Genomic DNA, 26,505 nt, shown 5'->3' on the forward strand with positions numbered 1-26,505 from the left:
CGGGAGCCCGTGTCTACGCCTCGGCGTCCAGCCGCGCCACTTCGTCGTCCGCCAATCCGAATGTCGCCTGCAGCATGTGCAGAATCCGCTGCTCGGCGAGGCTCGGCTCCTGGCCTCCCGCGTGGGCGATCTTCGTCGCCAGCCGGTAGGCCTTCAGCCGCTGCGTGTGCGTCGTCAGCCCGTGCGCCATCACCTGCAACCGGGCCGGCAGGCCCTCGGCCGCCAGCGCCGACACCGCCTCGCTCACGAAGGACTGCGCCCGCTCGGGGCTCACGTTGTGGAAGAGCGGATCCGACGCGAAGCTCTCCACCAGCGCCCGCGCCTCCGCCTCCTTCAGGCGCCCGTCCGCCGCGCTCACCAGCACCATCACCTCGGCGAACAGCCGCTCCAGCGGCTCACCGAGCGCCTCCGACAGGCTGCCTCCGCCCTCGATGACGTCGATGATTTGGGCCACCTCGTCCTCGGAGATGCCCAGCGCGGCCTGGAACGTCTTGAGCAGCCCCAGCTCCGTGCGCGTGGCCCGGTGGTCCGAGAACGCGATGGACGCCGCCAGCCCGAAGGCCAGCATCCGGTTCTTGTGGTCCGGCAGCCGCGCCCGCAGCGAGGCCAGAATCTCCTCCAGGTCGTGCGCCTTGGACAGCCGCTGGGCGCTCGCCTCCACCAGGGCGTTGAGCTCGTCCGGCTTGGTGCCCTCGAACTCGGGGCGCTCGATGACGCGCCGCAACAACGTCTGCAACTCGAGCTGGGAGACCCGGCCATCCGCCATGGCCGCCAGCAGCATCACCTCCACCAGCGCCGCGTTCCGCTCCTTGCGCGCCTTCACCGCTTCCTTAGGCATCCGCCAGCCCTCCCTGGATTCGTGCTGCGGTCGTCGTCTGCGCCTGCGCTTCCCCTGCTGGAGTACCCTCGGATGCGAGCGAGGAGAAGTCGAAAACGCTCTTGTCCAGCAGGTGGCTCGGCCGCACGTTGCTCATGGCGGAGAGCACGCTCTGGCGGACGTTGGGAATCTCCTTGCCCAGCTCCTCCATCAGCTTCTGCATCCGCTTGCGCTGGAGGTTCTCCTGGGTGCCGCAGAGGTCGCACGGGATGATGGGGAACCGCCGGGCCTCGGCGTAGGCGGCGATCTCCTTCTCCGGCGCGTAGCACAGGGGGCGGATGACGGTGTTGCGCCCATCGTCGCTCTTGAGGATGGGCGGCATGGCCTTGAGCGAGCCGGCGAAGAAGAGGTTGAGCAGCAGGGTGTGGATGAGGTCGTCCCGGTGGTGGCCGAGGGCGATCTTGTTGCAGCCCAGCTCCACGGCCGCCGTGTAGAGGATGCCGCGGCGCATGCGGGAGCAGACGGCGCACTGCGTCTTCCCGGGAGGCGTCTTCTCCAGGACGATGGAGTAGGTGTCCTCCTTGAGCATCTTGTAGGCGAAGCCCTCGGACTTGAACCAGCCCTCGAGCTTGTCGGCGGGGAAGCCGGGGTGGCCCTGGTCGAGGTTCACCGCCAGCAGGTCGAACTTCACGGGGGCGCGGCGCTGGAGCTCCCGGAGGAGGTACAGCATGGTGTACGAGTCCTTGCCACCGGACACACCCACCATGATGCGGTCCCCCTCGGAGATGAGGGAGTAGTCCGAAATGGCACGGCCCATGTGGCCGAGCAGGCTCTTCTCGAGGCGAAGGACGTCGGGGTTCATCGGGGTTGTCATCCTAGCGGCGGCGGCGGAAAAAACACGCTACACGTACATACCTGGTCCGCTAGCCTGCTCTCCGCCATGCACAGCTTCCCACAAGGTGCGCAGGACATCATCGATTCAGAGGGGGCCCAGACGGCCGCCCGGAAGCTCGAAGGGGCCCGGGAGCTGGCCGTGGACGTGGAGGCGGATGCGATGCACGCCTTCCGCGCCCGCCTGTGCTTCCTCCAGGTGGCCACGGACGAGGAGGTGCTCCTCTTCGACACGCTCCAGCCCGGGGTGGAGCCCTCGTTGCTGGCGCCGGTGATGGAGGACCCGGACCGGACCAAGTTCTTCCATGCGGCCGGGGGAGACCTGCCCTACCTGGCCGAGGCGGGGGTGAGGGTGCGGGGGCTGTTCGACACGCACCGGGCGGCGACGCTGCTGGGCTGGCCCAAGGTGGGGCTGGCGGACCTGGCGCGCGAGCGGCTGGGCGTGGAGCTGCCGAAGGAGCACCAGCAGTCGGACTTCTCACTGAGGCCGCTGCCGCCGGGGATGCGGGACTACATCGCCAACGACGTGCGCTACCTGGTGGAGCTGGGCCGCCTGGTGAGGGAGGAGACGCGGAAGGCGGACATCCTCGAGGAGGTGCTGCTGGACTGCCAGCGCATGTGCGACGAGGCGGCGGCGAGGCCGGAGGTGGGGGCGGACTTCAAGCCGCGCCTGCCGAAGGCGGGGCTGACGCCGAACCAGCTGGTGCTGGCCAACGCGATTGCGCAGGCGCTGCACCGCAAGCGGCTGGAGTGGGCCGAGGCGGAGAACGTGCCCATGGGGCGGATGCTCTCCAACATGGCCATCTCGGACATCGCGGTGAAGCCGCCGGGCAACCCGAGGGAGCTGGCGAAGGCGGCGGGAGTCCGGGGCGCCTTCGTGAGGGCGCACGGGGAGGAGATCATCGCCCTGGTGCGCGAGTTGCTGGAGAAGTCGCGGCGGGGCGAGCTGAAACCAGAGCAGGAGCAGAAGGGGCCGAAGGACGCGAACCGGCGCAAGCGCGAGGAGGCGCTGAAGGGGTGGCGCGCGGAGAAGGCGTCGGCGCGGAAGGTGACGCCCTCGGTGGTGCTGCCCAACCCGGTGTTCGACGTGCTCGCGTCGCGGCCTCCGGCGAACCTGGACGAGCTGAGGACGGTGCCGTACATCGGGGAGAAGCGGGTGCAGCTGTACGGAGAGGACCTGCTGGCGCTGCTCGCCCAGCATCCCGTGCAGGGCTGAGCCATTCCCTCATCGCCCTGTCTCCCCCACTCGCGCATCCATCCCCTCTCCCTCCGGGAGAGGGACGGGGTGAGGGTATCCGGGCCCGTGCTCCCCACTGTCCACGGGTCATGAGGCCTTGCGCATGTCCAGGCGTCCCGCTCTTCGTGCAGTTCACGGAGCCGCCCGAGACGCGGCTCTTTCATGCGCTCTTCCTGGACAGCCCCGAGAACCTGCCCTGACGAGAGCCAAGGCCAGCGCGGTCTGATCCAACCCCGGGCGCGATCAAAGCGTCCGCCGCATGCGCCCGCGTGCAATAGAACCGGCGCGCAGGCGTTCTCCCGCCACTTCATCGAGGGAGTCCATGCACCTCCGCCTCCGCCACACCCCGTGGGCACTGCTCACGCTCACCCTGGCCTGTGCCACGCCGCAGCAGAGCACCACGCCCACCGCGCCTCCACCCCCGGCCGCCGAGGCCGAGACGCCGCGCCCGCCCACCTTCCGCCTGGGCACCCAGGTGAAGCCCACGAGCTACAAGGTGGAGCTCACGGTGGACGCGGACCAGGAGGGCTTCAGCGGCGTCGTGGAAATCCCCCTCGAGCTCTCCGAGCCCACGCGGCAGGTGTGGCTGCACGGCAAGGGCCTGACGGTGAAGGAGGCCACGCTCACGGCGGGAGGCCAGTCGCAGCCGGCGCGTGCGGTGACGGAAAACGACAACTTCATCGGATTCCTGCTGGAGCGCCCGGTGGGTCCGGGCACGGCGACGCTGCGCGTGGCGTACCAGGGGCTCGCGCTGGCGAAGGAGACGGTGGGCCTCTTCCGCCAGAAGGATGGAGACCACTGGTACGCGCTGACGCAGTTCCAGGCGAACTACGCGCGGCGGGCGATTCCGTGCTTCGACGAGCCGGGCTTCAAGGTGCCGTGGCAGCTCACGCTGAAGGTGCCGGAGAAGCAGCGGGCCTTCTCCAACACGCCGGTGGAGTCCGAGCAGAAGGGCCCGGACGGGTGGAAGACAGTGCGCTTCCGGCCCACGCCGCCGCTGCCTGGCGAGGTGGTGGCCTTCGCGGTGGGCCCCTTCGAGACGGTGGACGCGGCACCCGCCGGACAGAAGCGCACGCCGGTGCGCATCGTGGTGCCCAAGGGCCGCACGGCCGAGGCCGCCTATGCCGCCCAGGCCACGCCGCCGCTGCTGGGCCTGCTCGAGGACTACTTCGGCATGCCCTACCCCTACGAGAAGCTGGACGTGCTGGCCATTCCGCGGCCCGTGCTCTTCGGGGCCATGGAGAACCCGGGCCTCATCACCTTCCAGATGCCGCTGCTGCTCGCCCGGCCCGAGCACGACACGCTCTCGCGCCAGCGCGAGTTCGCGCTGACCCAGGCGCACGAGCTGGCCCACCAGTGGTTCGGCAACCTCGTCACCCTGGCCTGGTGGGATGACACCTGGCTCAACGAGTCCTTCGCGGACTGGCTCTCGCTCAAGGTGACGGGCCAGTGGCAGCCCTCGTGGAGCATGGACGCCGAGCGCGTGCGCAACCGGGCCCACGCGATGAAGGCGGACCGGCTCGTCACCACGCGCCGCATCCAGCAGCCCGTCGAGAGCGAGGGCGACATCCTCACCGCCTTCGACAGCGCCATCACCTACCACAAGGGCAACGCGGTGCTCGCCATGTTCGAGTCCTGGGTGGGCCCGGAGCGCTTCCGCGACGGCGTGCGCGCCCACATGCGCAACCACGCCCACGGCAACGCCACCGCGGCCGACTTCTTCCAGGCCCTCTCCGAGTCCTCGGGCACCGACCTGACGGCCGCCCTCTCCACCTTCCTGACCCAGCCCGGCGTCCCGCTCGTCTCCATGGGCCTGCGGTGCACCGCGGGCGCGCCCCCGAAGCTGACCCTGTCACAGCGCCGCTTCCTCCCCGTGGGCTCGCGGGGCGCGGGCACCGCGGAGCAGACGTGGCAGGTGCCCGTGTGCGTGCGCTACGGCACCGGCAAGCAGGAGGCGCGGGCCTGCACGCTGCTCACCGACAAGACGGGCGAGCTCGTGCTCACGGGCGCCACCGCCTGCCCCGAGTGGCTCGCCCCCAACGCGGACGCGCGCGGCTACTACCAGGCGAAGCTGGAAGGCGATCTGCTCCAGAAGCTGACGCGCGGGGGCGCGAAGCAGCTGTCCCTCACCGAGCGCATGGGGCTGCTCGGCGACGCGCAGGCGTTGATGGCCAGCAACGCGCTGCCGGTGGACGAGGCGCTCGGCGTGGTGACGAGCCTGCTGCCCACGGATGACCGCGACCTGCTCACCGTCGCGCTGAACATGGTGGGCTCGCTGCGGCGCGAGTTCATCCCCGAGGCGCTGAGGCCCAAGTACGCGGCCTTCGTGCGCCGCACGTTCGGGGACAAGGCGCGCGCGCTCGGCCTGCAGCCGCGCCCGGGCGAGGACGAGGCCACGCGCCTGCTGCGGCCCTCGGTGGTGCGCGTCGTGGCGCTCCTGGGCGAGGAGCCCTCCCTCCAGGCCAGCGCCCGCGAGCTGGCGCGCAGGTGGCTGGAGGATCGCCGTGCCGTCTCGCCGGAGATGGTGGAGGTGGTGCTGCCGCTCGCCGCGAGGAAGGGGGATGCCGCGCTCCACCAGCGCCTGCTCGCCGAGGCCCGGAAGACGCAGGACCCGGCCGAGCGCGGCAAGCTGTTCACCGCGCTGGGCTCCTTCCAGGATCCGGCGCTCGCCCGCGCCTCCACCGCCCTGATGCTCTCCGACGACTTCTCCACGCTCGAGGTCAGCATGGGCCTGGTCAACGGCATGATGGGCGAAGAGGGCACGCGCGAGCTGTTCTTCACCTACTTGAAGGACCACTTCGACGCGATCATGGCCCGGATGCCCGAGGAGATGGGTGGCCACATGCCGGCGCTCGGTGCCTCCTTCTGCGACGCCACGCACCGCCAGGACGTGGAGGCCTTCTTCCGGGAGCGCGCGGCCCGCTACGCCGGTGGCACGGAAATCCTCGGGCGGGCCCTGGAGCACGTGGACCTGTGCATCGCCCAGCGCGAGGCCCTCCAGCCCGGACTCGTGCGCTTCCTCTCGCGCCAGTAGCGGAAACCCCGCGTGTTCAGCGTCTCCACCGTTGGACTCACGCGGGGCGTCATCTTCTGTCACGAGTGACGAGCTCGCCCGTCATTCGTGAGGGCCTCGCCCATCAGCCCTGTTCCCTTGCATCCGGGCGGCCAACGCACGCGCCCGGGTGCTTTGCCGGAGTTTCACGAAGAGCGGGGCGGGAACTCCGGTGCGCGCCTGTGCGTCCTACTCGATGGCAGTAGGCGTGCGGAGCAGTGTCATGGAGCCGATTGAACATGTGGCTCGCGGGGCGAAGGTTCAGGTTGCGGCTGGGGGGAACGTGCGTAGCTTTGAAGCCGCTGTGGAGGTGGCGCGGGCATGTCTGGAGTCCGACTGGGTGGCGCGACGGCCGACATCCATCACTGCATCGCCGCGAGCCTGAGCTGTCAGGCCTCGTGCGAGGCGGCGATGGAGCAACTGGCCGCCAAGGGAATGCGCGCTGACAGCGAGCCGATGCGCCTGCTGCGCCAATGCGCGGAGTTGTGCGAGCTGAACGCCCGTGCCCTGCAAAAGGACAGCCGTCTGGCGCGGCGCACGGCGACGCTGTGCTTCGAGCTGAGCAACCAGGTGGCCCGTGCCGCGTGGCTGGACGGAGACCTGTCCGCCAACGTGCTGGCACGCGATGCACTGCAGCTGGCCCGGGCGTGCCGGCCGCTGCTCTTCACCTGACGGAGCAAGTCCCCTCTCCCCCTGGGAGAGGGCGAGGGTGAGGGTCTTCTTCCCGAGGAGGACCCCACCGTGCAGACACCGTTCTTCCTGGGCCCCATCGTGCTGCGGGACGGGGACCGGATGATCGGCACCACCGGTCTGCACGACCTGGACTTCCGGAGCAGGCGAGCGACCTTCGGCATGGTGATCGGCGAGCCGTCCGAGTGGCGCAAGGGCTACGGCGCGGAGGCCACGCGGATGACGCTGGACTACGGCTTCGGCACGCTGAACCTGAACCGGGTGCAGTTGGAGGTGCTGGAGCCCAACGTGGCGGGCATCCGCGCCTACGAGAAGGCGGGCTTCCGCCGCGAGGGCGTGATGCGGCAGCACCACTACGTGGACGGCGCGTACGTGGACACGTGGGTGATGGGCATTCTGCGCTCGGAGTGGAAGCCCGGCCCGGCATAAGGTGCGGCGCACGAGGAGCGCATGGCGGAGGGAGACACGGAGGATCTGCGGGACACGGTGCGGCGGCTGGAGGAGACGGTCGCCCGGCTGGAGGCGCGCATCGAGCAACTGGAGACGGAGGCCCCCGCCGTGGAGCCCGTCGAGCGCGTGCCCGAGACGGAGCGGACGCAGGACCTGGAGGCGCACCTCGGCACGTACTGGCTGAGCCGGGTGGGCATCGTGGCGCTCATCATCGGCTTCGCCTTCCTCATCATCTATCACTTCGGCGAGCTGGGGGTGCTGGCGCGGGTGGGCGCGGGCTACCTGCTGAGCGCGGGGCTGGCGGCGCTGGGCCTGTGGCTGTCCAAGCGGCACGAGCTCTTCGGGCGCATCGTCTTCGGTGGAGGCCTGGCGCTCGCCTACTTCGTCACGTACGCGCTGCACTTCGTGCCGGCGGTGCGGGTCATCGAGAGCGAGCCCCTGGCGCTGGTGCTGCTGGCGCTCAACGTGGTGGGCATCGTCGTCATCGCCCAGCGGATGCAGTCGGAGACGGTGGCGGGCATCGCGCTCTTCCTCGGGTTGCGCACGGGGATGCTCAGCGACATCACCTCCTTCACGCTCATGTCCACCACGATGCTGGCGGGCGGAGCGCTCTTCTTCCTGGTGAAGAACCGCTGGGTCTTCGTGCCACTGTCGAGCCTGGTGGCCGTGTACTCGACGCACGTCGTCTGGGCGATGCGCGAGGAGGCCCTCGCCCCGGGCCAGCCCGACAGCGAGCGGCTGGCGTTGAGCCTGTCCTTCCTGGCGCTCTACTACGTCATCTTCTCGGTGGCGCTGCTGGTGCACCCGCGCGAGATATCGAGGCGCGCGGCGCTGTCCTTCGCGCTGCTCAACTGGGTGGGGATGCTCGTCCTGGGCGCGGTGGAGGTGGGGCGCTGGGGCGAGCCGCACCTCTTCACCTTCTTCGTGGCGCTCGCGCTGGCGCAGGGCGTGGGGGCCGCGGTGGCGGGGTGGAGGAACTCGCACCCGGCGGTGCTCCAGGCCTTCCTCGCCACGAGCGGCCTCACGCTCGCGCTGGGCCTGCCCTGGGAGTACGAGGACTCGGCGCTGGTGCGGGCGTGGACGGCGGTGGGAGGGGTGGCGGGAGTCGCCGGGCGGGCCCTGGGCGCGGGTGCCCTGCAGGTGGTGGGCGTGGGCATCCTCTACGTGGCGCTCGTGGCCACGTGGCAGGTGCCGTCGTCCACGGGACGCGCGCTCCTGGACGCCGCCCTGCTGGTGGGCTTCGTGCTCGTCGAGCGGGCCGCGGTGGCGCGGACGGAGCGGCTGCCTCCGCCGCTCGAGGGGAGCCGCCGCGGCGCGCTCCAGTTCTCCTGCGCGGCCGGAGCGGGGCTCGCGCTGGTGTGGCTCGTGGGCGAGCGGATGCCCGAGGATCTCACCACGCTGGGCTGGGGCATGGCGGCCTTCGGGCTGTTCGCCCTGGGCTTCGCCGTGCGCGAGCGCTGGTACCGGTTCGTGGGCCTCGCGGTGCTGGCCTTCACCCTGGGGCGCCTGGTCTTCGTGGACCTGTCCGGGCTGCCACCGGACCAGCGCATCCTCACCTTCATCCTGCTCGGGCTGATGCTGCTGGCCGTGTCGTACGTGTACACGCGGCTGCGCGGGAACCGGAGCTGAGCGGGCCTGCTCCATCACCGCGATGCTCAGGGTGATCCGACAGCTCGCGAGCATCCATACCTCCAAGGAGAAGGGTCTCCCAGGGGAATGGAGGCCGGATGATGAGCCCGCGACGCCAGATCGACCAGGGAAGGCCACTCGGCTACCGTGTCAGGCAGGAGGCACCGTGAGCTCGCTCGTCGATCCCCTCATGCGCATGGCGTACCGGGGCGCCTACACACTGGCGCTCGGGTACTGGTTCGTGCGCCGCCCGGAGACGACGGGGACCCTCGTCGGCGTGTGGCACGGCCGCGAGGTGCTGCTGCTGCAGAACTCCTACAAGCGCGTCTTCAGCATGCCCGGCGGAGGCCAGCACCGGGGCGAGTCCCCGCGGGAGACGGGCGCACGCGAGCTGCGCGAGGAGGTGGGGCTGAGCGTCGCCCCGAGCGAGCTGCGCGAGGTCTTCGAGGCCCGGGGCACCGACGAGTACAAGCGCGACCGGTGCTTCTTCGTCGAGCTCACGGTCGAAGCGCCACCCAGCCTCGCCCTCGACAACCGCGAGGTGGTATGGGCCGCGTTCATCGACGTGGACACGGCGCTCCAGCTGCCCCTCGCGGAGATGGTGCGCGCCTACCTCGAGGACGCGGCCGCGCGGCGTGCCTGACCTGCCGGTCGCGCCCAACAGCTCGCCAGCACCTGAGCCGCGCCTGTTACCAGAGCTGGTGGGTCCTCCTACTCACCGGCGCCATCTGACGAGTCCTCTGTCTCGCACTCCCCCCAGGCCGCCAGGGCCGATGCCACATGGAGGAGGGAGTGGCGCTTCAACATCGGGTGATGCACCGCGAAGTAGTGCTCCCCGGCGATTGTCACGAATGAATAGGGATGTGCTGGGTGGCTCATCAACCATGCCTCCGCTTCCACGCGCGTGGCGAACGAAGGTGTCCCCAGGGGAATTCCCCTGGCGGTGAGCGATTCCAGCACCGGCTCCAGGGGATGATCGCGATACATTCCGCGCGTATTGTCCTCACGCATATACCAGAATTGGTAATACTCATCGCCGATGAGGATGCGGACCGGGCTCGGTGGCTCCGTGACGCTCTCCATCCAGGCATGGGCCTCCTCATGAGTGGCGAAGTGCGCGATGGCCACCGGGGCGTAGTCCAGCCGATTGACGACGAAGCCATCCGCTTCTTCGAGTTGCCCCGTCTCGGCGATGAAGTTGATGAGGGCGATGAGAACGCGCACCTGCTGCTTGTGTTCAGGCTCAGGCGTCTCGTCCAGGGTTTCGAGCAGCAATTGCATCGCCGGTTGCGCGAGCGTCCCTTCATGTTTGCCCAGACGTGTACTGACGAAGGGCCGTTCCGCTGGAAGCTCTCTCCTGAGGGAGTCTTCGAACCGGTAGACCTGGCCTGTCACGCGGACGAAGTCGTCGAGCATCCTCACATAGCTCCAGAGCTTCACTTCCTCGTGCCACCCCTTCGTCTCCGCTGCTCGCCACCGGGTCCCCATGAAAAGCACTACGTCCGCAAGCTGCTCATGGATTGTCACCTGCATGCCCCCCCGAGCTGGATTTCGGGGAGCATCCCCGGAGAGATTTCCGCCATGACCAGGAGTGGCGCCAGAACGAGGACCGCGCCTCCCGAGCCGGCGACCACGACAGCAAAGGACACACCGGCGATGACCACGACGGAGCCCACGACAAGCTCCGCACGATGCTTCTTGAGCCAGTCAATGGCAGGTTCTATCGCATCGAACCCGGCGGCGTACTCCTCTGTCCACTCACCGCGGCCCTTCGTGCATTCAACAAAAGCATCCATGCAGTTTTCCGGACACCACCATCCCCTGGCGATGCGCCACGGCTGTACCCGGGTGTCCTGGTATTTGCGGCGACCAATCGCAAAGGGCCTGCCACTCCTGAGACAGTCCATTTCGCACTGCGCACGCCGTCCCTCGCAATACGCCCTCAAGTCCGACGAGGAGACACGCACGATGTCTCGACGGACGTTCCTCATGCGCATGGTGTGCTGGAACTTCGCCAGATCAAACTCCTGCAATGGAACCCAGGCGTGCAGCACCTGCCCATCTGCCTGTTGCTCGAGAACAATCACGTACCTGGTCAGATCCTTGGGGGCCGTGGGTCCGACCGCTGCGGAGTGTGCCGCACCGCAGGAAACAAGCATGAGGGCAAGGCTCATCGCCATCGCTCTGTGTATGACCAAGGCTGTTCTCATGGGGGCAGCGTATCACCGCCCTGCGCACGGCTCCGGCATTGGCGTGAGGCGCGAGCAGGCTCCACGGCGCCACTTGGCCTCGGTTGGCCCTCGCGCCGGGTCCAAGCCGCACATGCGGTGGGCACTCCCAGGTGCTCCAGACTCGCTCGCACTCCTGCTACCCCCCCTCATGAAACCGATACTTATAGGGCCTGGAAGAGACCTATAGGTTGAAATAGACCCTATAGGTACTATCCATGAATTGAAGAAGGAGAATCGAATGAAGGAGGACGATCGAGTGCCAGCTATCTTCAACCCCCAAGACTCCATCTTTGTGGACGCCTCAGACGGCCATGGACCCGGCTTCTACTACCGTGTGGGGTTCGGCCCTGAGGAGTGGGATCATGGAAGCGTACCGGTCTTCAAGGACCAGATCTTCGACCCGCGTATCAGCAGAATCAATGGCCGCCAGCCAGCGAGCAAGCCAGTCAAGAGCGGGCGTCAGACGGCAACCTGCAACGAACTCTGGGAGGTCATTCGCGCCTACATCGATCTTGCGCGTCGGAACGATGTAGCAGTGCCAGAGGATCTGCAAGCGGCACTACCGCCAAGACCTTTCCGCCCGTAGACACATTTGCGGAAAACATAGAGGGGAGCCGGGTGGGCGCGGATGCCCTCCTGCGCCCCTCTTCACCTCACCGAGTCAGGCGGGATGCGTGTTTCTCAATTGGGCCTCGACTTTAGCCATTTTTGACCAGCTCCCTCTGACACCCCTCTGGGAAAGCGCTTCGTTCTTCCCTCTGGGGCGCCCAAAATGGCGAGAGTCGAGTCAGAGGGTGACGCCGTAGAGGGCGCCGTACTTGGACTCGAGGTAGGCGAGGAAGTCCACGTCGGTGAGGCCCTGGCCCGTCACCTTGCGCACCAGGTCCTCGGCGTGGAGGCGGTAGCCCTCGGCGTGGATGTTCGTACGCAGCCACTCGCGCAGGGGTTTGAGCTCACCACGGGCGAGGCCCTCCTCCAGCCCGGTCATGGCGCGCTGCGCGGCGCGGTAGAGGGACGCGGCGTAGAGGTTGCCCAGCGCGTACGTGGGGAAGTAGCCGAACTCGCCCCAGGACCAGTGGATGTCCTGCAACACGCCCTGCATGTCGTCCGGGGGCGTGACGCCCAGGAAGCGCCGCATGCGCTCGTTCCACGCCGAGGGCAGCTCGTCCAGCGGCAGCTCGTCGCGGATGAGCATCAGCTCCAGCTCGTAGCGCAGGACGATGTGCAGGTTGTACGTCACCTCGTCCGCCTCCACGCGGATGAGCGAGCGCGAGACACGGTTGAGCCCCGCGTGGAAGGTGTCCAGGTCCACGTCCGCGAGCGCCCGCGGGAAGGCCTCGCGCAGCACCGGGAAGTAGTGCGTCCAGAAGGGCCGGCCGCGCCCCACCTGGTTCTCCCACAGGCGCGACTGCGACTCGTGCAGGCCCATGGAGGGCCCGTTCGCCAGCGGCGTGCGGTGGTGGGCCGGGGAGAAGCCCTGCTCGTACAGGCCGTGTCCTCCCTCGTGCAGCGTGCTGAAGAGGGCCGAGAGCGTGCCCTCCTCCAGGCCCGTGGTGAGGCGCACGTCCAGGGGGTGCTGCGCGTTGGAGAAGGGGTGGATGCTCTTGTCCAACCGCCCCGCCTCCAGGTCGAAGCCCATGTCCCCCAGCAGCCGCAGCGAGAGGCGCCATTGCGTCTCGGGGTCGAAGCTCCGGCCCACGAAGAGGTCCTCCACCTTCCGCGGCGCCGCCTGGAGGGCCGCCACCAGGGGGATGAGCTTGTCGCGCAGCGCGCTGAGCACCGGGGTGAGGCGCGCCACGCGCATGCCGGGCTCGAAGCCCTCGAGCAGCGCGTCATAGCGCTCGCCGCCGTGCCCGTAGGCATCCGCCTGCTCGCGGCGCAGGGCCAGCAGCCGCCCCAGCGCGGGCTTGAAGACGGAGAAGCGGTTCTCCTTGCGGGCCTCGCGCCACGCCATGAGGCCCCGGCTCTGCGCCTCGGCGAGCGCCTGCACCAGCGCCTTGGGCACCTTCACCGCCCGGTCCCGCTCCTCGCGGAGCACGCGCGCCATGGCCCGCTGGTCGTCCGTGAGGCTCGGGTTGCCCACCGCCCAGGCGAGCAGCTCGCCCAGCCGGGGGTCCACCAGGCGCTCGTGGTGGAGGCCCTGCACCGTGGAGAGCTGGTGGGCCCTCGACTCCGCCGCCTTGGGAGGCAGGTAGGTCTCCTGGTCCCAGGTGGCCAGGGCGATCAGCCCACCGAGATCCCGAAGCTCGTGCATCCGGGCGAGCAGCGCGTCGAAGGTCTTGTCCATGGCGGATTCTTTAGTCCGAATCGCCCCGGACTTCCGCAACGCGCGGCATTCGGTTAATTGCCCCACCATGGCCAGCCAGCTTCAGTACTTCATGTCCCCCGACGACGAGGTCGCCTTCTTCCGCTTCCTCGAGCGCTTCGAGCTGGAGGTGTACCCCCGCCGCGTCCCCCCGGACTGGGAGGCCTTCCGCGCCAGCCAGGAAAACGTCCCCCGCCTGCCCGAGGAGGACCTGTACCTCGTGGCCGTCAGCGTGGGGCCCGCCATCGTGGACAAGGTGAAGCGCGGCCCGGACAAGGGCTTCTGGCGCATCGACGAGGTGCGCTCGCCCGTCATCTTCATGGAGCGCTGCCGGATGAACGAGGAGGGCGAGCTGCTCAGCGGCCAGATGTGGGCCGAGATGGAGGTGACGCCCCAGACGGGCCGCAAGGACGCCGCCTCGGACCAGTTCCGGCGCATCTACCGGGAGATTGAAGAGTACCTGAAGAAGACGTTCCGCAAGGGAGACCCCAAGGCCTTCCTCGTGGGCCCCAAGGCCGCGCGCCTCTACAAGGAGACGCGCCTGGTGCTGCGCGACTCGGCCCACCGCGGCGGCACCGTGGTGCCCTACAAGTGAATTAGACTCCGGCTCTCCCCGGCACCTGTGTGCCGGTGGTGTGACCCGGAGACGCGACCGTGCGACGATTCCCTTCCCTGCTGCTTCCCCTCTCGCTCGGCCTCGTCCTCGTGGCCGCCTCCTGCGACCCGGACGGGCCCGGCGGGGACTCTGGCAACGACGCAGGGGAGGAGACCCCCACGGACGCGGGGGATGACGCGGGGAGTGACACCGACGCGGGCACGGACGCGGGCTCCGACCCGGGCACCCCGGACGCGGGAACCGACGCGGGCACCGAGGAGCCGGGGGACCCTTGCGTCCTCGCCGATCCCCAGCCCTCCACCTGCGCCTACGGCTCGTACTGCAGCTCCCGCAGCAGCACCTGCCAGCACGTGCCCACGCCCACCTGCGAGAACTTCAACACGTTCCCCGTCTCGTGGGATCCGGCCACGGCGACCGGCCCGGTGACCTACGCCGCCGAGCTGCTCTCCTTCGCGACCGATGACACGCGCTGCGTTACCGCTCGGCCCATGTTGATCCGGACCCGCGTCCGGGCCTATTCGCCCTCGGGCGGGCTCCCCACGGACGCGGCCGGGCTCTCGAATGTCTTCAGCTATTACCGCGCGGACGGCTCGACCATCTCCGACGCCGGCCAGTACAGCAACATCGTGACCAGCGCCGACGGGAAGAACATCGAGTTCGTGGTGAGCACCTGCGTCCGGTCCGATCAGCCCTCCGTCAACCTCGGCTTCCACTTCGAGGGCGGCAACGGGCTCTGCCAGACCGCCTCACGGTAGACGGCCTTCACGGATTCAACCCGGGGCCCCTGGCCCCCTCACCCCGTCCCTCTCCCGGTGGGAGAGGGGTGATGGGCGGAGAGCATGGGCGCCGGGGGAGGCTCAGCTCCCCGTGGCGGCCAGCTGGCGCAGGATGGGCGCCGCGGAGAGGAACTTCAGCTCCGGGTGCTTCTCCTCGGCGTGCTGCAGCGCCCAGTCGTCCCGGAAGAGCACCAGCGGCAGCCCGTCCCGGTCCTGCACCGTCTGCCGGTTGCCTTCCCAGTCGAACGTCTTCGGATCGAAGTTCGGCCCCACCACCCACCGCGCGTGGCTGAAGGGCAGCCGGTCCAGCAGGATGCGCGCGCCGTACTCGTGCTCCACCCGGTACTGGAGCACCTCGAACTGCAGCGCTCCCACCACGCCCACGATGGGATCCTTCATGCCCATCCCGAGCTGCTGGAAGATCTGCACCGTGCCCTCCTCGGAGAGCTGCTCCAGGCCCTTCTCCATCTGCTTGCGGCGCAACGGGTCCTTCGAGCGCACCACGGCGAAGTACTCCGGGCTGAAGCGCGGCACGCTGTCGAACAACAGGTCCTCGCCCTCGCAGAGCGTGTCGCCGATGCGGAACAGGCCCGGGTCGAACAGGCCGATGACGTCCCCCGGCCACGCGTCCTCGATGGCCGTGCGCTCGGCCGCGAGGAACTGGCTCGGCTTGGCCAGGCGCACTTCCTTGCCCAGCCGCGAGTGGAACGCGCTCATCCCCTTGGTGTACCGGCCCGACACCACGCGCATGAAGGCGATGCGGTCGCGGTGCGCCGGGTCCATGTTCGCTTGAATCTTGAACACGAAGCCCGCGAACTTCGGGTGCGTGGGCTCGCGCGGCCCGTTCTTCGTCTGACGCGACGTGGGCGCCGGCGCCAGCTCCAGGAAGTGGTCCAGGAAGGGCCGCACGCCGAAGTTCGTCATGGCGCTGCCGAAGAACATGGGCGTCAGCTGGCCCTTCTCCACCTTCTCGCGGGTGAACTCGTCGCCGCCGATGTCCAGCAGCTCGATCTCCTCCTTGAGCGTGGACAGCTCGCGCTCGTTCAGCACGGTGAGGATGTCCGGCGAGTCGATGGGGATGGAGCGCTCCTGAACCTCGGACTCACCATGGCGGCCCTCGGCGGAGAAGACGTGCACCACCTTGGACTGCCGGTCGTACACGCCCCGGAACTCGGGCCCCATGCCAATGGGCCAGTTCATCGGGTAGGCGCGGATGCCGAGCACCTGCTCCAGCTCGTCCATGAGCTCCAGCGGGGCGCGGCCCCAGCGGTCGAGCTTGTTGACGAAGGTGAAGATGGGGATGCCGCGCATGCGGCAGACCTTGAAGAGCTTCTTGGTCTGCGGCTCGACGCCCTTGGCGGCGTCGATGAGCATGACGGCCGAGTCAGCCGCCGCGAGCGTGCGGTAGGTGTCCTCGGAGAAGTCCTGGTGGCCCGGGGTGTCGAGCAGGTTCACCGCGTGGCCGCGGTAGGGGAACTGGAGCACCGAGGAGGTGACGGAGATTCCACGCTCCTTCTCCAGCTCCATCCAGTCGCTGGTGGCGTGGCGGCTCGCACGGCGGGCCTTCACGCTGCCGGCCAGGTGGATGGCGCCGCCGTAGAGCAGCAGCTTCTCGGTAAGCGTCGTCTTACCGGCGTCGGGGTGGGAGATGATCGCGAAGGTTCGCCGGCGGGCGACTTCCTGGTCGAGCTCGGATGCCATATCGGGAAGGGAACTATCACGGGGCGTGCGTTTTTTCGCGGGCTTCCACATGGGGGAGCCGTCCCGCCGGAAGGCAGCCGGGCCAGCGGGCCCCCGCCTGGACCCCGGGTATGTGTCCACTTCCGCTCGGAGAGCGCTAGGGTGGGGGGTTCCTCCACCCCTTTCCCCAGGAGCCCCATGCAGCGCACCACCTACTCGACTGGAACCGCCTGGGAACCGCGTGTGGGCTATTGCCGGGCCGTCCGCGTGGGTCCGTTCATCACCGTCTCCGGCACCACCGCCACGGATGCGTCCGGCCAGGTGGTGGGCGAGGGAGACATCTACGCCCAGACCGTCCAGGCGCTGAGCAACATCCAGACGGCGCTCGAGGCCCTGGGTGGCCGGCTGGAGCACGTGGTCCGCACGCGCATGTACGTGACGGACATCTCCCTGTGGGGGGACGTGGGCCGGGCCCATGGCGAGTTCTTCGGCACCATCCGCCCCGCCACCAGCATGGTGGAGGTGAACCGCCTCATCGACCCGGTGATGCTCGTGGAGATCGAAGCCGACGCCCTCGTTCCCGGCTGAGCGGGGAAGTCAGCCCAGCAGCGTCAGCCTGGGCCGCCGCGCAGCCGTGCCAGTTCGGCGAGGGCCTCGGCCAATTGGCGCTCGGATTCCTCCCGGCGCCGTTTCTCCTTGGCGCTCACTACCCAACTCAGGCGCTCGTGCGGTTCTACCCCCACCCTGGCCACGAAGTGCATATCCCCTTCGGGTGGCGCCTCCTCGGAGACCGGAAACCCGGGCGGCAGTCCCTCGACGGTACGCGGTTGGGCAACGGGGCGATGGCACGTGGCGAGCGCCGAACGGGCGCCCACGTCGGCGCGGGGGCGCGCCCGGAGCGGTGGTCCGGGGCGTGGCGCGGGTCGCGGGCGACGGCGCGCACGCGGGGCCAGCGTGGGCGACGGGCGCGGGACCGTTGATGAGCGACTGGAGGTCCGGCGACGGTGGTCACGCTATTCCTCCGATCCGTCTCAGGGCGGCAGTTTCGCAAGTCCCGCCTGCGTTGGGCTCCGTTCCCTGTTTGACTTCGTTGCGGCCGAGGACCGGAATGAGCTCGAAGGAAGCTGCGGTCATGCGAGCCCTCCGATGCGGCCCTGAAGCTCCAACCCCAACGAGTTCTGACGCTCGACGAGCCAGGCGAGGAGTCCACGAAAGGCCGCGAACGGAGCACTCGATGCACGCAGCGAACGTTGATCCTGGTCCCAGACCACGTTGAGAAGCGTCGCCAGGTCGTCTTCAACGTCGTCATCCCGGTAGACGGACCTCTCTTCCCCAGGCTGAAGCTGCGCAACGAACCACGGGAGCACGCGTAGGCGAATCGGCGCGGCCGCAGATTTCGAGAGCCAGCGAGCGAACTTCCCGAGTCGTCTGCCCCCCTGGGGGGCGTTCTCCATCCACAGAGAGATGACGTCCCAGATGCGAAGCACGTGGTCCGCATGCCGATCGGACCACAGATTGCTCACCCAGTAGTCGATGCCGATCAGCGCATCCCATACCTCCTCATGCCAAGGCCACCGACGCTTGCCATCGACGTCAGAGAAAGCGCGCCTTGCGATTTCACGAAGAAGCGGCGCATAGGTCGCTGGCGTCTCTCCGGTGGCGAGAGCCCGACGGTGTAGGGCTGTCAGGAACTTCTCCGGCCAATCATGGGCCTCACTGTGGAGATCGATGAGCGCCGTCCAGAACTGCTCGGGGTTCTCGTTTGGTCGCAGTTGCAGCACCGCCGCAGCCACATTCTCGAGGACCCATATTTCGTCCTCGTGGGGATACTGTTGATCGCGTCGCTGCAGGTCGGCGCGCGGCCTCGCCGCGACGACCTCGAGCGCGACCCGCCAGAACTGGACAACGCTTGCCCGCTCCTCCGGGCTCTGCGCTTCATCGGGCGGGGGCATCCACTCGTGACTGCACCGCACGAGATGGAAGTCCATCAGCATGTAATCGGGCCACCGGCGACGAAGAGCATCGATTTCGACGAAGCGGTTCGCGTCGCCGAACCTGCTCCAGTCGACTGGCAGAGGAGCCAGCGAGCCGTCAACGAAGGACGACACCGACTGCTCACCCCAGCTCGCCACTTCACCTTGCAGTCGCTCGTGCAGTTGTTCATCAAGCGGCGGGACCAGGTGCTGCACGCTACGCAACACATCGACCCGGTCCCGCACATGCGCCCAGTCAAGCGCAAGCCGACGCAGTCGTCCGAAGTCGGCACCAAGCGTCGCCCGGGACTCCGCACATCGTGCGAACAGCAGACGAACCGTCGCGTACTTCTCCGCGAAGACCATCTCCGCCACGAGGCGACGCCACCGAACATCCTGCGGCTGACGTGCCCACAACATGGCGGCGGACTCAGCGACAAAGCAGTCCCAAGTCCACGTCGAGACAGCGTGCTTGGATCTGAACCCATCCCGCTCCGGGAGGTCGCCGCTCATGAGGGACTCAAGAGCCCCTTCGAGTTCCTGACGTCGAGTTGCATCTTGGGAGACCCATTCATCGTGCCAGAGCAGCACCGCGATGCCGCCCGTGATGGCGTTGACGTACTCGTCACCCAAACGCTCCTCGTCACCGGGAAGCGCCGGGCCTGCCTTGGCAAGCTCCCGAACGCGCACCCATGTCTGCCAGAGTTCATCTAGCTGAGCATCGGTCTGGACACGCCGCTCATCGAGGATCGTCCTGCAGCGTATCGGGAAGCCCGTGACGAGCATCCGATCGTTCATCGCTTGATGCTCGGTTGCTCTCTCGGCCTGTACTCGTTCGAGCGCGACGTTGACGATGATCAGCCCGTGCGCCGGATCCTCGCGCATCTGGTAGTTCGCGGGATCGAGCCACAGGTTGAGTTGGTCAGCCATCTCGATGAGCCGCTCGCCATCAGCCCTGCGCTTCTTCCACCAGTCTCGGGCCGAGGCGAAGAAGGCCTGCATCTCCTCGCTCTTGAGCAAGCGCTCCGTCGCTACATGGCGCAAGTCACGTTTTCGGTGCTCTAGACCGTGGAACTGCTGTGCGAGCTTGATGAACTCCTGCCCCAGCATGAACGCACCGATCATCAGGTGCGAGCGCCCTTGCACGAGCTTGTTGATCTCCCAAGAGTAGAGCTCAGGGCCTGACAGCAAGGCTCGCAGGGGGCCGTCGAAAAGGCTCGTCTGGCGCTTTCCGATGTCGCAGAGAACTCCGAGAGCCGCTACAGACCGGCTACGAGCAAGAACAGCGGAGATCTCTTCAGCGATGTCGTCGCCCGCGTCAAGGCGAAGGTAGAAATACTGCTCGAGCGCCATGAGGGAAGCCTCAACTGCGTCCGGTGGATTCCCCAGGCCTGAACTCCAACCGTAGACGGTTGCATCGCCCTCGAAGGTCAGGGCGTTCGAGCCCTCACTGAGCAGGGTCAGACTGCGCGCAGGCGCTGCGGCCATTGCCTGGTCGATTTCTGCTTCGGTGTGACCGTCTGCGACTGCCTGGGCACGCCACTCTCTCCGCTCTTGCTCGGCGCGCTCGCCAGCACGTGCTGTGGCGAAGTCGACGAGCCGCATGATCAACTCCAGCCCCTCCGCGAAGTTGCCTCGAAGACATACGAGAAATGGTCCCTGCGTGTAGAGCGCTGGCTGCCATTTGTGTCGGCTCACGAGATCAAGTTCGAACTCGTGCAGCCGACTGCTGCCCCAGTCCTCCTCGTGAGGTGGTTCGATTAGCGCTGCGAGGACAACCTCCCGCGCGACCGTCGGGCGTACCCGGAAGAGATGTTGAATAACTGGAGTGTCCAGAACAACGTCTTGGAAGGTTTCGTCGACGCGCGCGAGCGGACCGTCTGGCCAGGGGCCGCGCATGATCCCGGTGCTGAACATGCTGCGTGGTCGCGGTTGAGGCGGTGTCGACTCGTCTGCAGCCACTGCGGGCCGGGGAATGCGCTCCGCTGCAGTCCTTGCGAGATGGGCGACCTCGTCAGGCCGCTCGGGCGCTGCCATCAGGGCGCACTTGTAGAATCTCCCGCGCTCCTCGCGCTCTCCGTAGTCATCGCGAGAATCAATTGCGCTCTGGCCGAGCAAGATGGCTAGCTCGGCCGCTTCGCGTCGTCGGATGGAACCGGGCGGAACGAACTCCAGCCACATCTCGACGACCTTGGCGACCTCGGACGGGGCAACGCGAAGAGCCTCGACGCGATGGGCGTGCAGGACCGCGAGGACATCGAGCCAGTATGGCCAGTGCGGCCGGCGAAAGGCCGCACGCGCCGCGTTGGCGTCCATGCCGACAGCGCGAGCAATCGCCTGCATCTGCTCGTTGGGAACTGTAGCGAAGGCCAAGAAGCGCGTCAGGAGCCGCTGGAGAAGAACGCCATCCGCAGCGACGAGATCCGGGAAGAGGCTCTCGAGCAACGGCCCCGCGTTCATGGCGAAGGCAGGAGCCTCGAGGAGGAGGTCTCGAATGATGGTCAGGTTGCCCCTGTCGAAGGAGGACATCAGCCCCTTCCACTCGGCGACGCCGTTCTCACGCTCGAGCAGGTGAACTCCGAGGAGCCGGATCGCTCGATGCCACAGGGGCGACTCGTGGCGCCCTTGAAGAAAGCTCGCGAGGTCGGCCCGATGGTTGAGACGAAGTCCTGGAAGCGCGGATCCTGGTCCACGAGGTCGCTTGCCAGCGTGACCGTGCCTGCCGACGAGCACGAGCCCCACTTCCGCAGGCTGAACTTCGACGTGTTGTAGAACGCTTGCCCGGAGGCCGAGCAGAGCGCCGCGTACTGCTCGGTGATGCCGGTCTGGTCAAGCATCGCCTTCGTCTCGAGGACCTTCTTCAGAAGGGAGAGAGCTCGCACGGCGAGCGGCGGGTTGCCGGGGCTACGCATCCCCATCCTCCTGACGGCGTGGTGAGGTGGTCTGGGCCTGAATCCACGCGTCGATGTCGACCCGCCGGAATCTCCACTGGCCGCGGACCTTGAAGGCCGGAATCTCCCCCTTCTGCGCCATCGTGTAGACGGTCTTGTCCGCGACCTTCAGCAGCCTCGCGACCTCTTGGACCGTGAGTATCTCATCGCTCATCCGGAGGGGCTCCGCGCGGAGGAAGGCGAAGGCTTCCAGCCGTTTCCAGAGTGCGGCAGCGGATGGGGCGGCAGCAAGCCGACCGAGGCGGCTCGCGCCCGGAAGGACCTGCTCGCCTGCGCAGCAGCCACCTTGTCCTCGCGATCAAGGTTGTATAAGCTTTGCGGGTGGGCGTGCCCGAAAGCGACGACGACGAAATGCTGACGATCAAGGCGGCGGCCGAGGTGCTCGAGGTGAGCGAGCAGACCCTCCGGCGCTGGGACAAGGCCGGGAAGCTGCGGGCGAAACGACACCCGATGAACGGGTACCGGCTGTACCCTCGCCGCCAAGTTCTGGAGCTACGGAGGCGGATCCACTCAGGATCCGAGAACGCATCATGAAGGCGGACATCCTCAAGCTGCTGCTGCAGTCTCACGCGGAGGGCGACGAGTCGTCGTTCCGCAAGGCAGCGCTGCAGCTTGCGGCGGCCGAGAGCACCGCAGGCCACGTACGCGTCGCGGAGGAGATTCGGGCGATCATCGCCAAGATGCCCGCGACGAGCGTCCGCAAGAAGATGCCCGTCGTCGACATCGCCGCACCACGCGGTGATCTCGCGGACATCCTCGAGGGCGGCCACCGCGAGGAGCGCCTCCGCGACATCGTCTTGCGTCCCGAGGCAGAGGAGACGCTCAAGCGCGTGCTCTCCGAGAACCGGTCGCGCGCACGGCTCGAGCGGTTCGGCGTGTCGCCGCGTCGCCACCTGCTCTTCCACGGTGCTCCCGGCTGCGGCAAGACGCTCGCGGCCGCCGTGCTCGCCGGCGAGATGGGCCTGCCGTTGATGACGGTGCGCTTCGACGCGCTCTTCTCGCGCTTCCTCGGGGCCACCGCCGTGCAGCTCCGGGCGATCTTCGCGGAGATGCCGCGCCGCCCGGGCGTGTACCTCTTCGACGAGTTCGACTCGGTTGCCAAGGCCCGTGGCGACTCGCAGGACGTCGGCGAGATGAATCGCGTCGTCACCGCGTTCTTGCAGCTCGTCGACGCCGACATGAGCGGCAGCATCCTCGTCGCCGCGACCAACCACGTCGAGCTGCTGGACCGGGCCGTGTTCCGCCGCTTCGACGTGATCGTGCCCTTCGACAAGCCGACCCGCGAGCAGATCGCGGAGCTGATGAAGCTGCGGCTCTCGACGGTGGGCCTCCGCGATGATGCGGCCACACGTCTCGCGGCTCACGCAGAGGGCTGGAGCTTTGCGGACGTCACGCGCGCCTGTGATGATGCGGTCCGCACGATGGCCCTCGACGATCGTGAAGAGATCTCCGAGCGTGATGTTGTCCTGGCCCTCGAGGATCTCAAGCGACGCAACGTACCGGCCAGGAGCTGACCCATGGCCGACGCGCGGCTCCCGCTCCTCCGAGGTCGAATCACCTCGGTGGACACCTATGAAGCGCCTCAGCAAGGCGGCGGTGTTCCGCCCGCGATGCCCTCGCTCGATCCGAAGGCCCATCGCTCGGCGCTGATCCAGCAGCTTGACGCCATCACGCAGCAGGTGAACGCGCGCGCCGAGACCACGCGTGACGAGCTGGCCAAGCGCGAGATCGTCGCCGTGCGGCCAGCGGCGAACACGCAGCTCGCGGCGGACCAGCTCGACGAGTCGAAGGCGGACGCACGCCTCGTCGGCGTGATGCCCGAGACCGGGACGGTGCTGCTCGATGTGGCCAGCGCCGACCTCGGCTACCTGCGCGAGAAGATCGAGGCCTTCGCAGACGACTCCAAGGTCATTGCGAAGACGAAGAAGGACGGCTCGCCCAAGCTGGATGAACACGGCGTTCAGGTGACGGCGCGCGCCTCGGAGAAGGCCATCGCGCCGGTGGGCAGCATCGGTCTTGCGCGACTGGAGGATGTCGGCGTTGGCCAGCGTCAGGTCAACGCGATTCCCGCCGACCGTGCGTGCTGGTTCGAGATCGGCTGTCGTGGCGGGTATCGCTCCTCCGAGCAGGACACCCTCAACAGCCGCGCGCAGATCGCTCGTCAGCTCCACCGCCTCGGCGTGAGCCAGAAGCTCGACGAGTTCCTCGGCCCCGAGCAGGTCTACTTCTTCGTGCGCGTGACGCGGGCGCAGCTCGCTGCGCTACAGGCGGCGACCGACTGCATCTACGACGTCGAGCTCGCGCCGCAGCCTCTGCGCGATCTCAAGCTGCTCGACGGCCTCGAGACGAAGGACATCGCGAACTTCGAGCTCACCAAGCCGCACGAGGATGCCCCGTCGGTCGTGGTCCTCGACACCGGTGTCGCCACAGGCCACCCGCTGCTCAAGTCGGCGATCCTGACGGCGACCACCGCTGGCCCCGAGATTCCATCGCCCGAGGACACCCACGGCCACGGCACGATGATGGCGGGCCTCGCGCTGTACCACGACGTCGGCGCCGCCATCGAACGTGGGAGCGCCGAGGCGCCACACTGGCTCCAGAGCAGTCGGCTGCTGATCGCGCCCGGCTATGGCACCTCGTCCGACGAGAACTACGAGAAGTGGCCAGTCCTGACCGAGCAAGCGGTTCACGCCGCCGAGAAGGCCGACGACCGCGCGCGCAACCGCGCCTTCGTCCTCGCGATCACGCGCACGATGCAAGACCCGCCGCTCGACGGGATCGCGCCGACGTTGTGGAGTCAGGCCGTCGACCAGATCGCCTTCAGCAAGGGACAGGGGCGCCTCATGATCGTCTCGGCGGGCAACGCGCGTGACGAGCAGTGGCTCGCGTTGGCCGAGCAGCATCCGCTCTTGCAGCTCTCCGAGAAGATTCACCAGCCCGCGCAGGCCGTGAATGCGCTGACCGTCGGCGCATTCACCGCGCGTGTCGAGCTGCCGAACGACAAGGACTACGCGGAGGCTCGCGTCGTCGCGACGAAGCCGGGCGGCATCTCGCCGTACACGAGCACCGGGCTCGTCGGAAACGAGTGGCCCATCAAGCCCGACGTCGTGTTCGAGGGCGGCAACCTCGCGATCAGCGGCACGCTCCCTAACGACACCGTGCCGACGCTGTCGGCGCTCACCACGAGCATTCGGCACACGCACGGCAGGCCCGTCGCGCTGATGTCTATGACGAGCGAAGCCGCTGCACGCGCAGGTCACCTCGCGGCGCACATCTGGAGGCTCGAGCCCAAGCTTCGTCCCGAGACGGTACGTGGCCTCATCGTCCACTCGGCGAGTTGGTCGAAGGCGATGCTCGACGACTTCCCCGGCATGAACGATCGGCTCCTCGCGTGCGGCTACGGCGCGCCCAACGAACGGCTCGCGGCGGAGTGCGCGCAGGGCGTGGCGACGATCGTCGTCGAGGACTCGATGCCGAACGCGGTCATCGAGGAGGAGCCGAAGAAGAAGCCCCCGAAGCGCGCTACGACCAAGACGACGGAGCCGAAGGTCCGGCGCAAGGTGAAGCTGTACAAGCTGCCGATACCCGAGAGCCTGCTGACCGACGCGGACCCCGACGTCGAGTTGCGCGTCACGCTCTCGTACTTCACCGAGCCCAACAAGTTCGGGCGGCGCACGTACCACGGGCTCGATCTCAAGTGGGATATGCAAGGCCCGCAGGAGTCCGACGACGCGTTCATCCAGCGCATCAACGTCTTGAAGCGCGCGATGGACGCTAAGGGGAAGCGCGTGAAGCCCGCCAAGACCAAGTCGTTCGATTGGGACATCGGCATCCAGGCTCGGAGCCGAGGCACCGTCCAGAGCGATCGATGGCGCGGGAAGATGTCTGCGCTGGTCGGCGACAAGCTGATCGCGATCGTGCCGGTGCTCGGCTGGTGGGAGCAGCGGAAGGCGCTGCGGATGCAGGAGATGAAGTTCTCCCTCGTCGTCTCCGTGTTCGGGCCTGGCGTCTACGCCGCCATCAAGCCAAGGGTCGAGATCGAGCCGCGCATCACGCTCGAGGTGTGAGGCCCGCCCACGCCGCCCGCTGCTCGGCCCACGCCCCTGCGTGGGCCACCGCCCGCAGGGTCCGCTCGGCCATCGGCGCAGCAGGGCTCTGGCCGTCGCACTCGGCATGACAACCCGGGTAGCCGGTTCGCGTGCGGGATTTGACGATCTAACGCGACTGCGTCACTCCCCTCGGAAGCCGGTAGGCGCGCTCCGAGGGGAGATGCCCTGATTCTGACGCAGTAGTGCGAAAGTGCATCTTTCTCCGTGGGGCGCAGCTGCTCCATGGGACGCGCCTCGGAGAGGTCAGCCCAGCAGCTTGCGCTTGGCCGCCGTGAACTCCTCTTCCGTCAGGTGGCCCCGCTCCTTCAACGCCGCGAGCCGCTCCAACTCCTGGGCCAGGCTCTGCGGCGGTGCGGGCGCATCCTCGGGCGCCGCGCCGCCCACCGCGATGATGGCCGCGCTGATGCTGGAGGCCACCACGCCAATCAGCCCGATGCCCATCAGCATCAGCACCGTGGCGACGAGCCGGGCCAGGCCCGTCCGCGGGGTGATGTCGCCGTAGCCTACCGTGGTGGTGGTGACGATGGCCCACCAGAGCGCGTCACCGAAGTGGCTGAGCGCGGGGTTGGTATCACGCTCCAGCAGCCACACGACCGAGGCCAGACTCAGCACCACCGAGGCGGAGATGACCAGCGTGTGCCCCAGCTTGTTGCGGTTGATGAGCACATCCACGAAGGCCAGCCCGCGCAGGCGCCGGAGCGCGGTGAGGGCGCGCAGCAGCCGCAGCACCCGCGCCAGCCTCAGCACCTGGGCGATGCGCAGGAAGGCGAACGCCTCGAAGTAGAGCGGCACGAGGCCCGGCAGCTCGTACCAGTGCCGCTTCCACCACGCCTTGCGGTCCTCCGCCCTCGCCCACCCCACGACGAAATCGCCGAGGAAGAGCAGGACGAAGAGCAGGTCCACCGCCGCGAGCACCTGGAAGCGGGGATCCGGCCAGTGGATGCCCTCCAGCTCGACCCAGAGGATGGGCCCGAGGCTGGCCACCGCCAGCACCACCATCAACAGGTTCCACGCGGCCTGGCCGCGTGCACCGCCCCCCTCCGTCGCTTCCGGAAGGGCTTCGAGCGCCTCATGCCGTTCCATGAGCCTCGACGCTAC

General features: G+C 68.0%; 23 protein-coding genes. 13 read left to right on the plus strand and 10 right to left on the minus strand.

Annotation, left to right across the window (positions count from 1 at the left end; all coding sequences use genetic code 11):
• Positions 1–13 precede the first annotated feature (13 nt).
• Complete coding sequence (locus AC16DP_RS27305) at positions 14–838, minus strand: TerB family tellurite resistance protein (protein ID WP_329733196.1); 825 nt, start codon at positions 836–838, stop codon at positions 14–16.
• Positions 831–1,691, minus strand: coding sequence for a tRNA 2-thiocytidine(32) synthetase TtcA (ttcA, locus tag AC16DP_RS27310; protein WP_052519061.1), 861 nt, complete (start codon positions 1,689–1,691; stop codon positions 831–833). The genes AC16DP_RS27305 and ttcA overlap by 8 nt, the downstream gene beginning before the upstream one ends.
• Positions 1,692–1,757: 66 nt before the next feature.
• Here ttcA and AC16DP_RS27315 point away from each other — a divergent pair, with 66 nt between their 5' ends.
• From AC16DP_RS27315 to AC16DP_RS27340, 6 genes are all read left to right on the plus strand, one after another.
• Positions 1,758–2,924 (plus strand): ribonuclease D, encoded by a 1,167-nt coding sequence (locus AC16DP_RS27315; RefSeq protein ID WP_329733197.1) that lies wholly within the window; start codon positions 1,758–1,760, stop codon positions 2,922–2,924.
• A gap of 343 nt (positions 2,925–3,267) precedes the next feature.
• Complete coding sequence (locus AC16DP_RS27320; RefSeq protein ID WP_329733198.1) at positions 3,268–5,979, plus strand: M1 family metallopeptidase; 2,712 nt, start codon at positions 3,268–3,270, stop codon at positions 5,977–5,979.
• Between the two features lie 339 nt (positions 5,980–6,318).
• Positions 6,319–6,669 (plus strand): four-helix bundle copper-binding protein, encoded by a 351-nt coding sequence (locus tag AC16DP_RS27325; protein ID WP_329733199.1) that lies wholly within the window; start codon positions 6,319–6,321, stop codon positions 6,667–6,669.
• Positions 6,670–6,738: 69 nt separating this feature from the next.
• Positions 6,739–7,116, plus strand: a complete 378-nt coding sequence (locus AC16DP_RS27330; protein WP_329733200.1) for a GNAT family N-acetyltransferase — start codon at positions 6,739–6,741, stop codon at positions 7,114–7,116.
• Positions 7,117–7,137: 21 nt separating this feature from the next.
• Positions 7,138–8,766, plus strand: coding sequence for a DUF2339 domain-containing protein (locus AC16DP_RS27335; RefSeq protein WP_329733201.1), 1,629 nt, complete (start codon positions 7,138–7,140; stop codon positions 8,764–8,766).
• A gap of 166 nt (positions 8,767–8,932) precedes the next feature.
• The gene (locus AC16DP_RS27340) at positions 8,933–9,409 is read left to right on the plus strand and encodes an NUDIX hydrolase (RefSeq protein WP_329733202.1); all 477 of its coding nucleotides are present in this window, start codon (positions 8,933–8,935) and stop codon (positions 9,407–9,409) included.
• 68 nt (positions 9,410–9,477) lie between these two features.
• Here the strand turns inward: AC16DP_RS27340 and AC16DP_RS27345 are convergent, their stop codons facing one another.
• Positions 9,478–10,182, minus strand: a complete 705-nt coding sequence (locus tag AC16DP_RS27345; RefSeq protein WP_329733203.1) for a hypothetical protein — start codon at positions 10,180–10,182, stop codon at positions 9,478–9,480.
• A 107-nt stretch (positions 10,183–10,289) separates the two neighbouring features.
• Positions 10,290–10,853: a hypothetical protein gene (locus AC16DP_RS27350; protein ID WP_329733204.1), complete on the minus strand. Its 564-nt coding sequence runs from the start codon at positions 10,851–10,853 to the stop codon at positions 10,290–10,292.
• A 382-nt stretch (positions 10,854–11,235) separates the two neighbouring features.
• Here AC16DP_RS27350 and AC16DP_RS27355 point away from each other — a divergent pair, with 382 nt between their 5' ends.
• Positions 11,236–11,583 carry a hypothetical protein gene (locus tag AC16DP_RS27355; RefSeq protein ID WP_329733205.1) on the plus strand — a complete coding sequence of 116 codons (348 nt, stop codon included), beginning with the start codon at positions 11,236–11,238 and terminating at the stop codon, positions 11,581–11,583.
• A 201-nt stretch (positions 11,584–11,784) separates the two neighbouring features.
• Here the strand turns inward: AC16DP_RS27355 and AC16DP_RS27360 are convergent, their stop codons facing one another.
• A complete protein-coding gene (locus AC16DP_RS27360; RefSeq protein WP_329733206.1) occupies positions 11,785–13,284 on the minus strand; it encodes a carboxypeptidase M32 in 1,500 nt (499 codons plus the stop codon).
• A 67-nt stretch (positions 13,285–13,351) separates the two neighbouring features.
• Here AC16DP_RS27360 and AC16DP_RS27365 point away from each other — a divergent pair, with 67 nt between their 5' ends.
• Together AC16DP_RS27365 and AC16DP_RS27370 are read left to right on the plus strand one after the other, a co-directional pair.
• Positions 13,352–13,897, plus strand: coding sequence for a hypothetical protein (locus AC16DP_RS27365; protein ID WP_329733207.1), 546 nt, complete (start codon positions 13,352–13,354; stop codon positions 13,895–13,897).
• Positions 13,898–13,956: 59 nt separating this feature from the next.
• A complete protein-coding gene (locus tag AC16DP_RS27370; RefSeq protein WP_329733208.1) occupies positions 13,957–14,673 on the plus strand; it encodes a hypothetical protein in 717 nt (238 codons plus the stop codon).
• Positions 14,674–14,775: 102 nt separating this feature from the next.
• On the opposite strand, the gene AC16DP_RS27375 is transcribed toward AC16DP_RS27370, so the two are convergent.
• Positions 14,776–16,395, minus strand: coding sequence for a peptide chain release factor 3 (locus AC16DP_RS27375; protein ID WP_329733209.1), 1,620 nt, complete (start codon positions 16,393–16,395; stop codon positions 14,776–14,778).
• 177 nt (positions 16,396–16,572) lie between these two features.
• Between AC16DP_RS27375 and AC16DP_RS27380 the strand changes: the two genes are divergently transcribed.
• On the plus strand, positions 16,573–16,962 hold the full coding sequence (locus AC16DP_RS27380) for a RidA family protein (protein WP_329733210.1): 390 nt from the start codon (positions 16,573–16,575) through the stop codon (positions 16,960–16,962).
• 542 nt (positions 16,963–17,504) lie between these two features.
• On the opposite strand, the gene AC16DP_RS27385 is transcribed toward AC16DP_RS27380, so the two are convergent.
• Genes AC16DP_RS27385 through mads1 form a run of 3 tightly spaced genes read right to left on the minus strand, consistent with a single transcriptional unit; the run spans position 17,505 to position 21,452 of the window.
• Complete coding sequence (locus AC16DP_RS27385) at positions 17,505–20,876, minus strand: hypothetical protein (RefSeq protein ID WP_329733211.1); 3,372 nt, start codon at positions 20,874–20,876, stop codon at positions 17,505–17,507.
• Entirely contained in the window at positions 20,876–21,259 is a 384-nt protein-coding gene (locus AC16DP_RS27390) for a M48 family metalloprotease (protein WP_329733212.1), read from the minus strand. Before AC16DP_RS27390 ends, AC16DP_RS27385 begins: the two co-directional genes overlap by 1 nt.
• On the minus strand, positions 21,252–21,452 hold the full coding sequence (gene mads1, locus AC16DP_RS27395) for a methylation-associated defense system helix-turn-helix domain-containing protein MAD1 (RefSeq protein ID WP_329733213.1): 201 nt from the start codon (positions 21,450–21,452) through the stop codon (positions 21,252–21,254). The genes AC16DP_RS27390 and mads1 overlap by 8 nt, the downstream gene beginning before the upstream one ends.
• A 197-nt stretch (positions 21,453–21,649) precedes the next feature.
• Between mads1 and AC16DP_RS27400 the strand changes: the two genes are divergently transcribed.
• The 3 genes from AC16DP_RS27400 to AC16DP_RS27410 are packed head-to-tail and all read left to right on the plus strand — an operon-like array spanning position 21,650 to position 25,365.
• Complete coding sequence (locus AC16DP_RS27400) at positions 21,650–21,832, plus strand: MerR family DNA-binding transcriptional regulator (RefSeq protein ID WP_329733214.1); 183 nt, start codon at positions 21,650–21,652, stop codon at positions 21,830–21,832.
• The gene (locus tag AC16DP_RS27405; RefSeq protein WP_329733215.1) at positions 21,829–22,812 is read left to right on the plus strand and encodes an AAA family ATPase; all 984 of its coding nucleotides are present in this window, start codon (positions 21,829–21,831) and stop codon (positions 22,810–22,812) included. Before AC16DP_RS27400 ends, AC16DP_RS27405 begins: the two co-directional genes overlap by 4 nt.
• Before the next feature lie 3 nt (positions 22,813–22,815).
• Positions 22,816–25,365, plus strand: coding sequence for a S8 family peptidase (locus AC16DP_RS27410; RefSeq protein WP_329733216.1), 2,550 nt, complete (start codon positions 22,816–22,818; stop codon positions 25,363–25,365).
• A 285-nt stretch (positions 25,366–25,650) separates the two neighbouring features.
• Here AC16DP_RS27410 and AC16DP_RS27415 read toward each other — a convergent pair whose 3' ends face one another.
• Complete coding sequence (locus tag AC16DP_RS27415) at positions 25,651–26,490, minus strand: ion transporter (RefSeq protein ID WP_329733217.1); 840 nt, start codon at positions 26,488–26,490, stop codon at positions 25,651–25,653.
• Between the last annotated feature and the right edge of the window lie 15 nt (positions 26,491–26,505).

The sequence above is a fragment of the Archangium sp. genome, assembly GCF_057119385.1.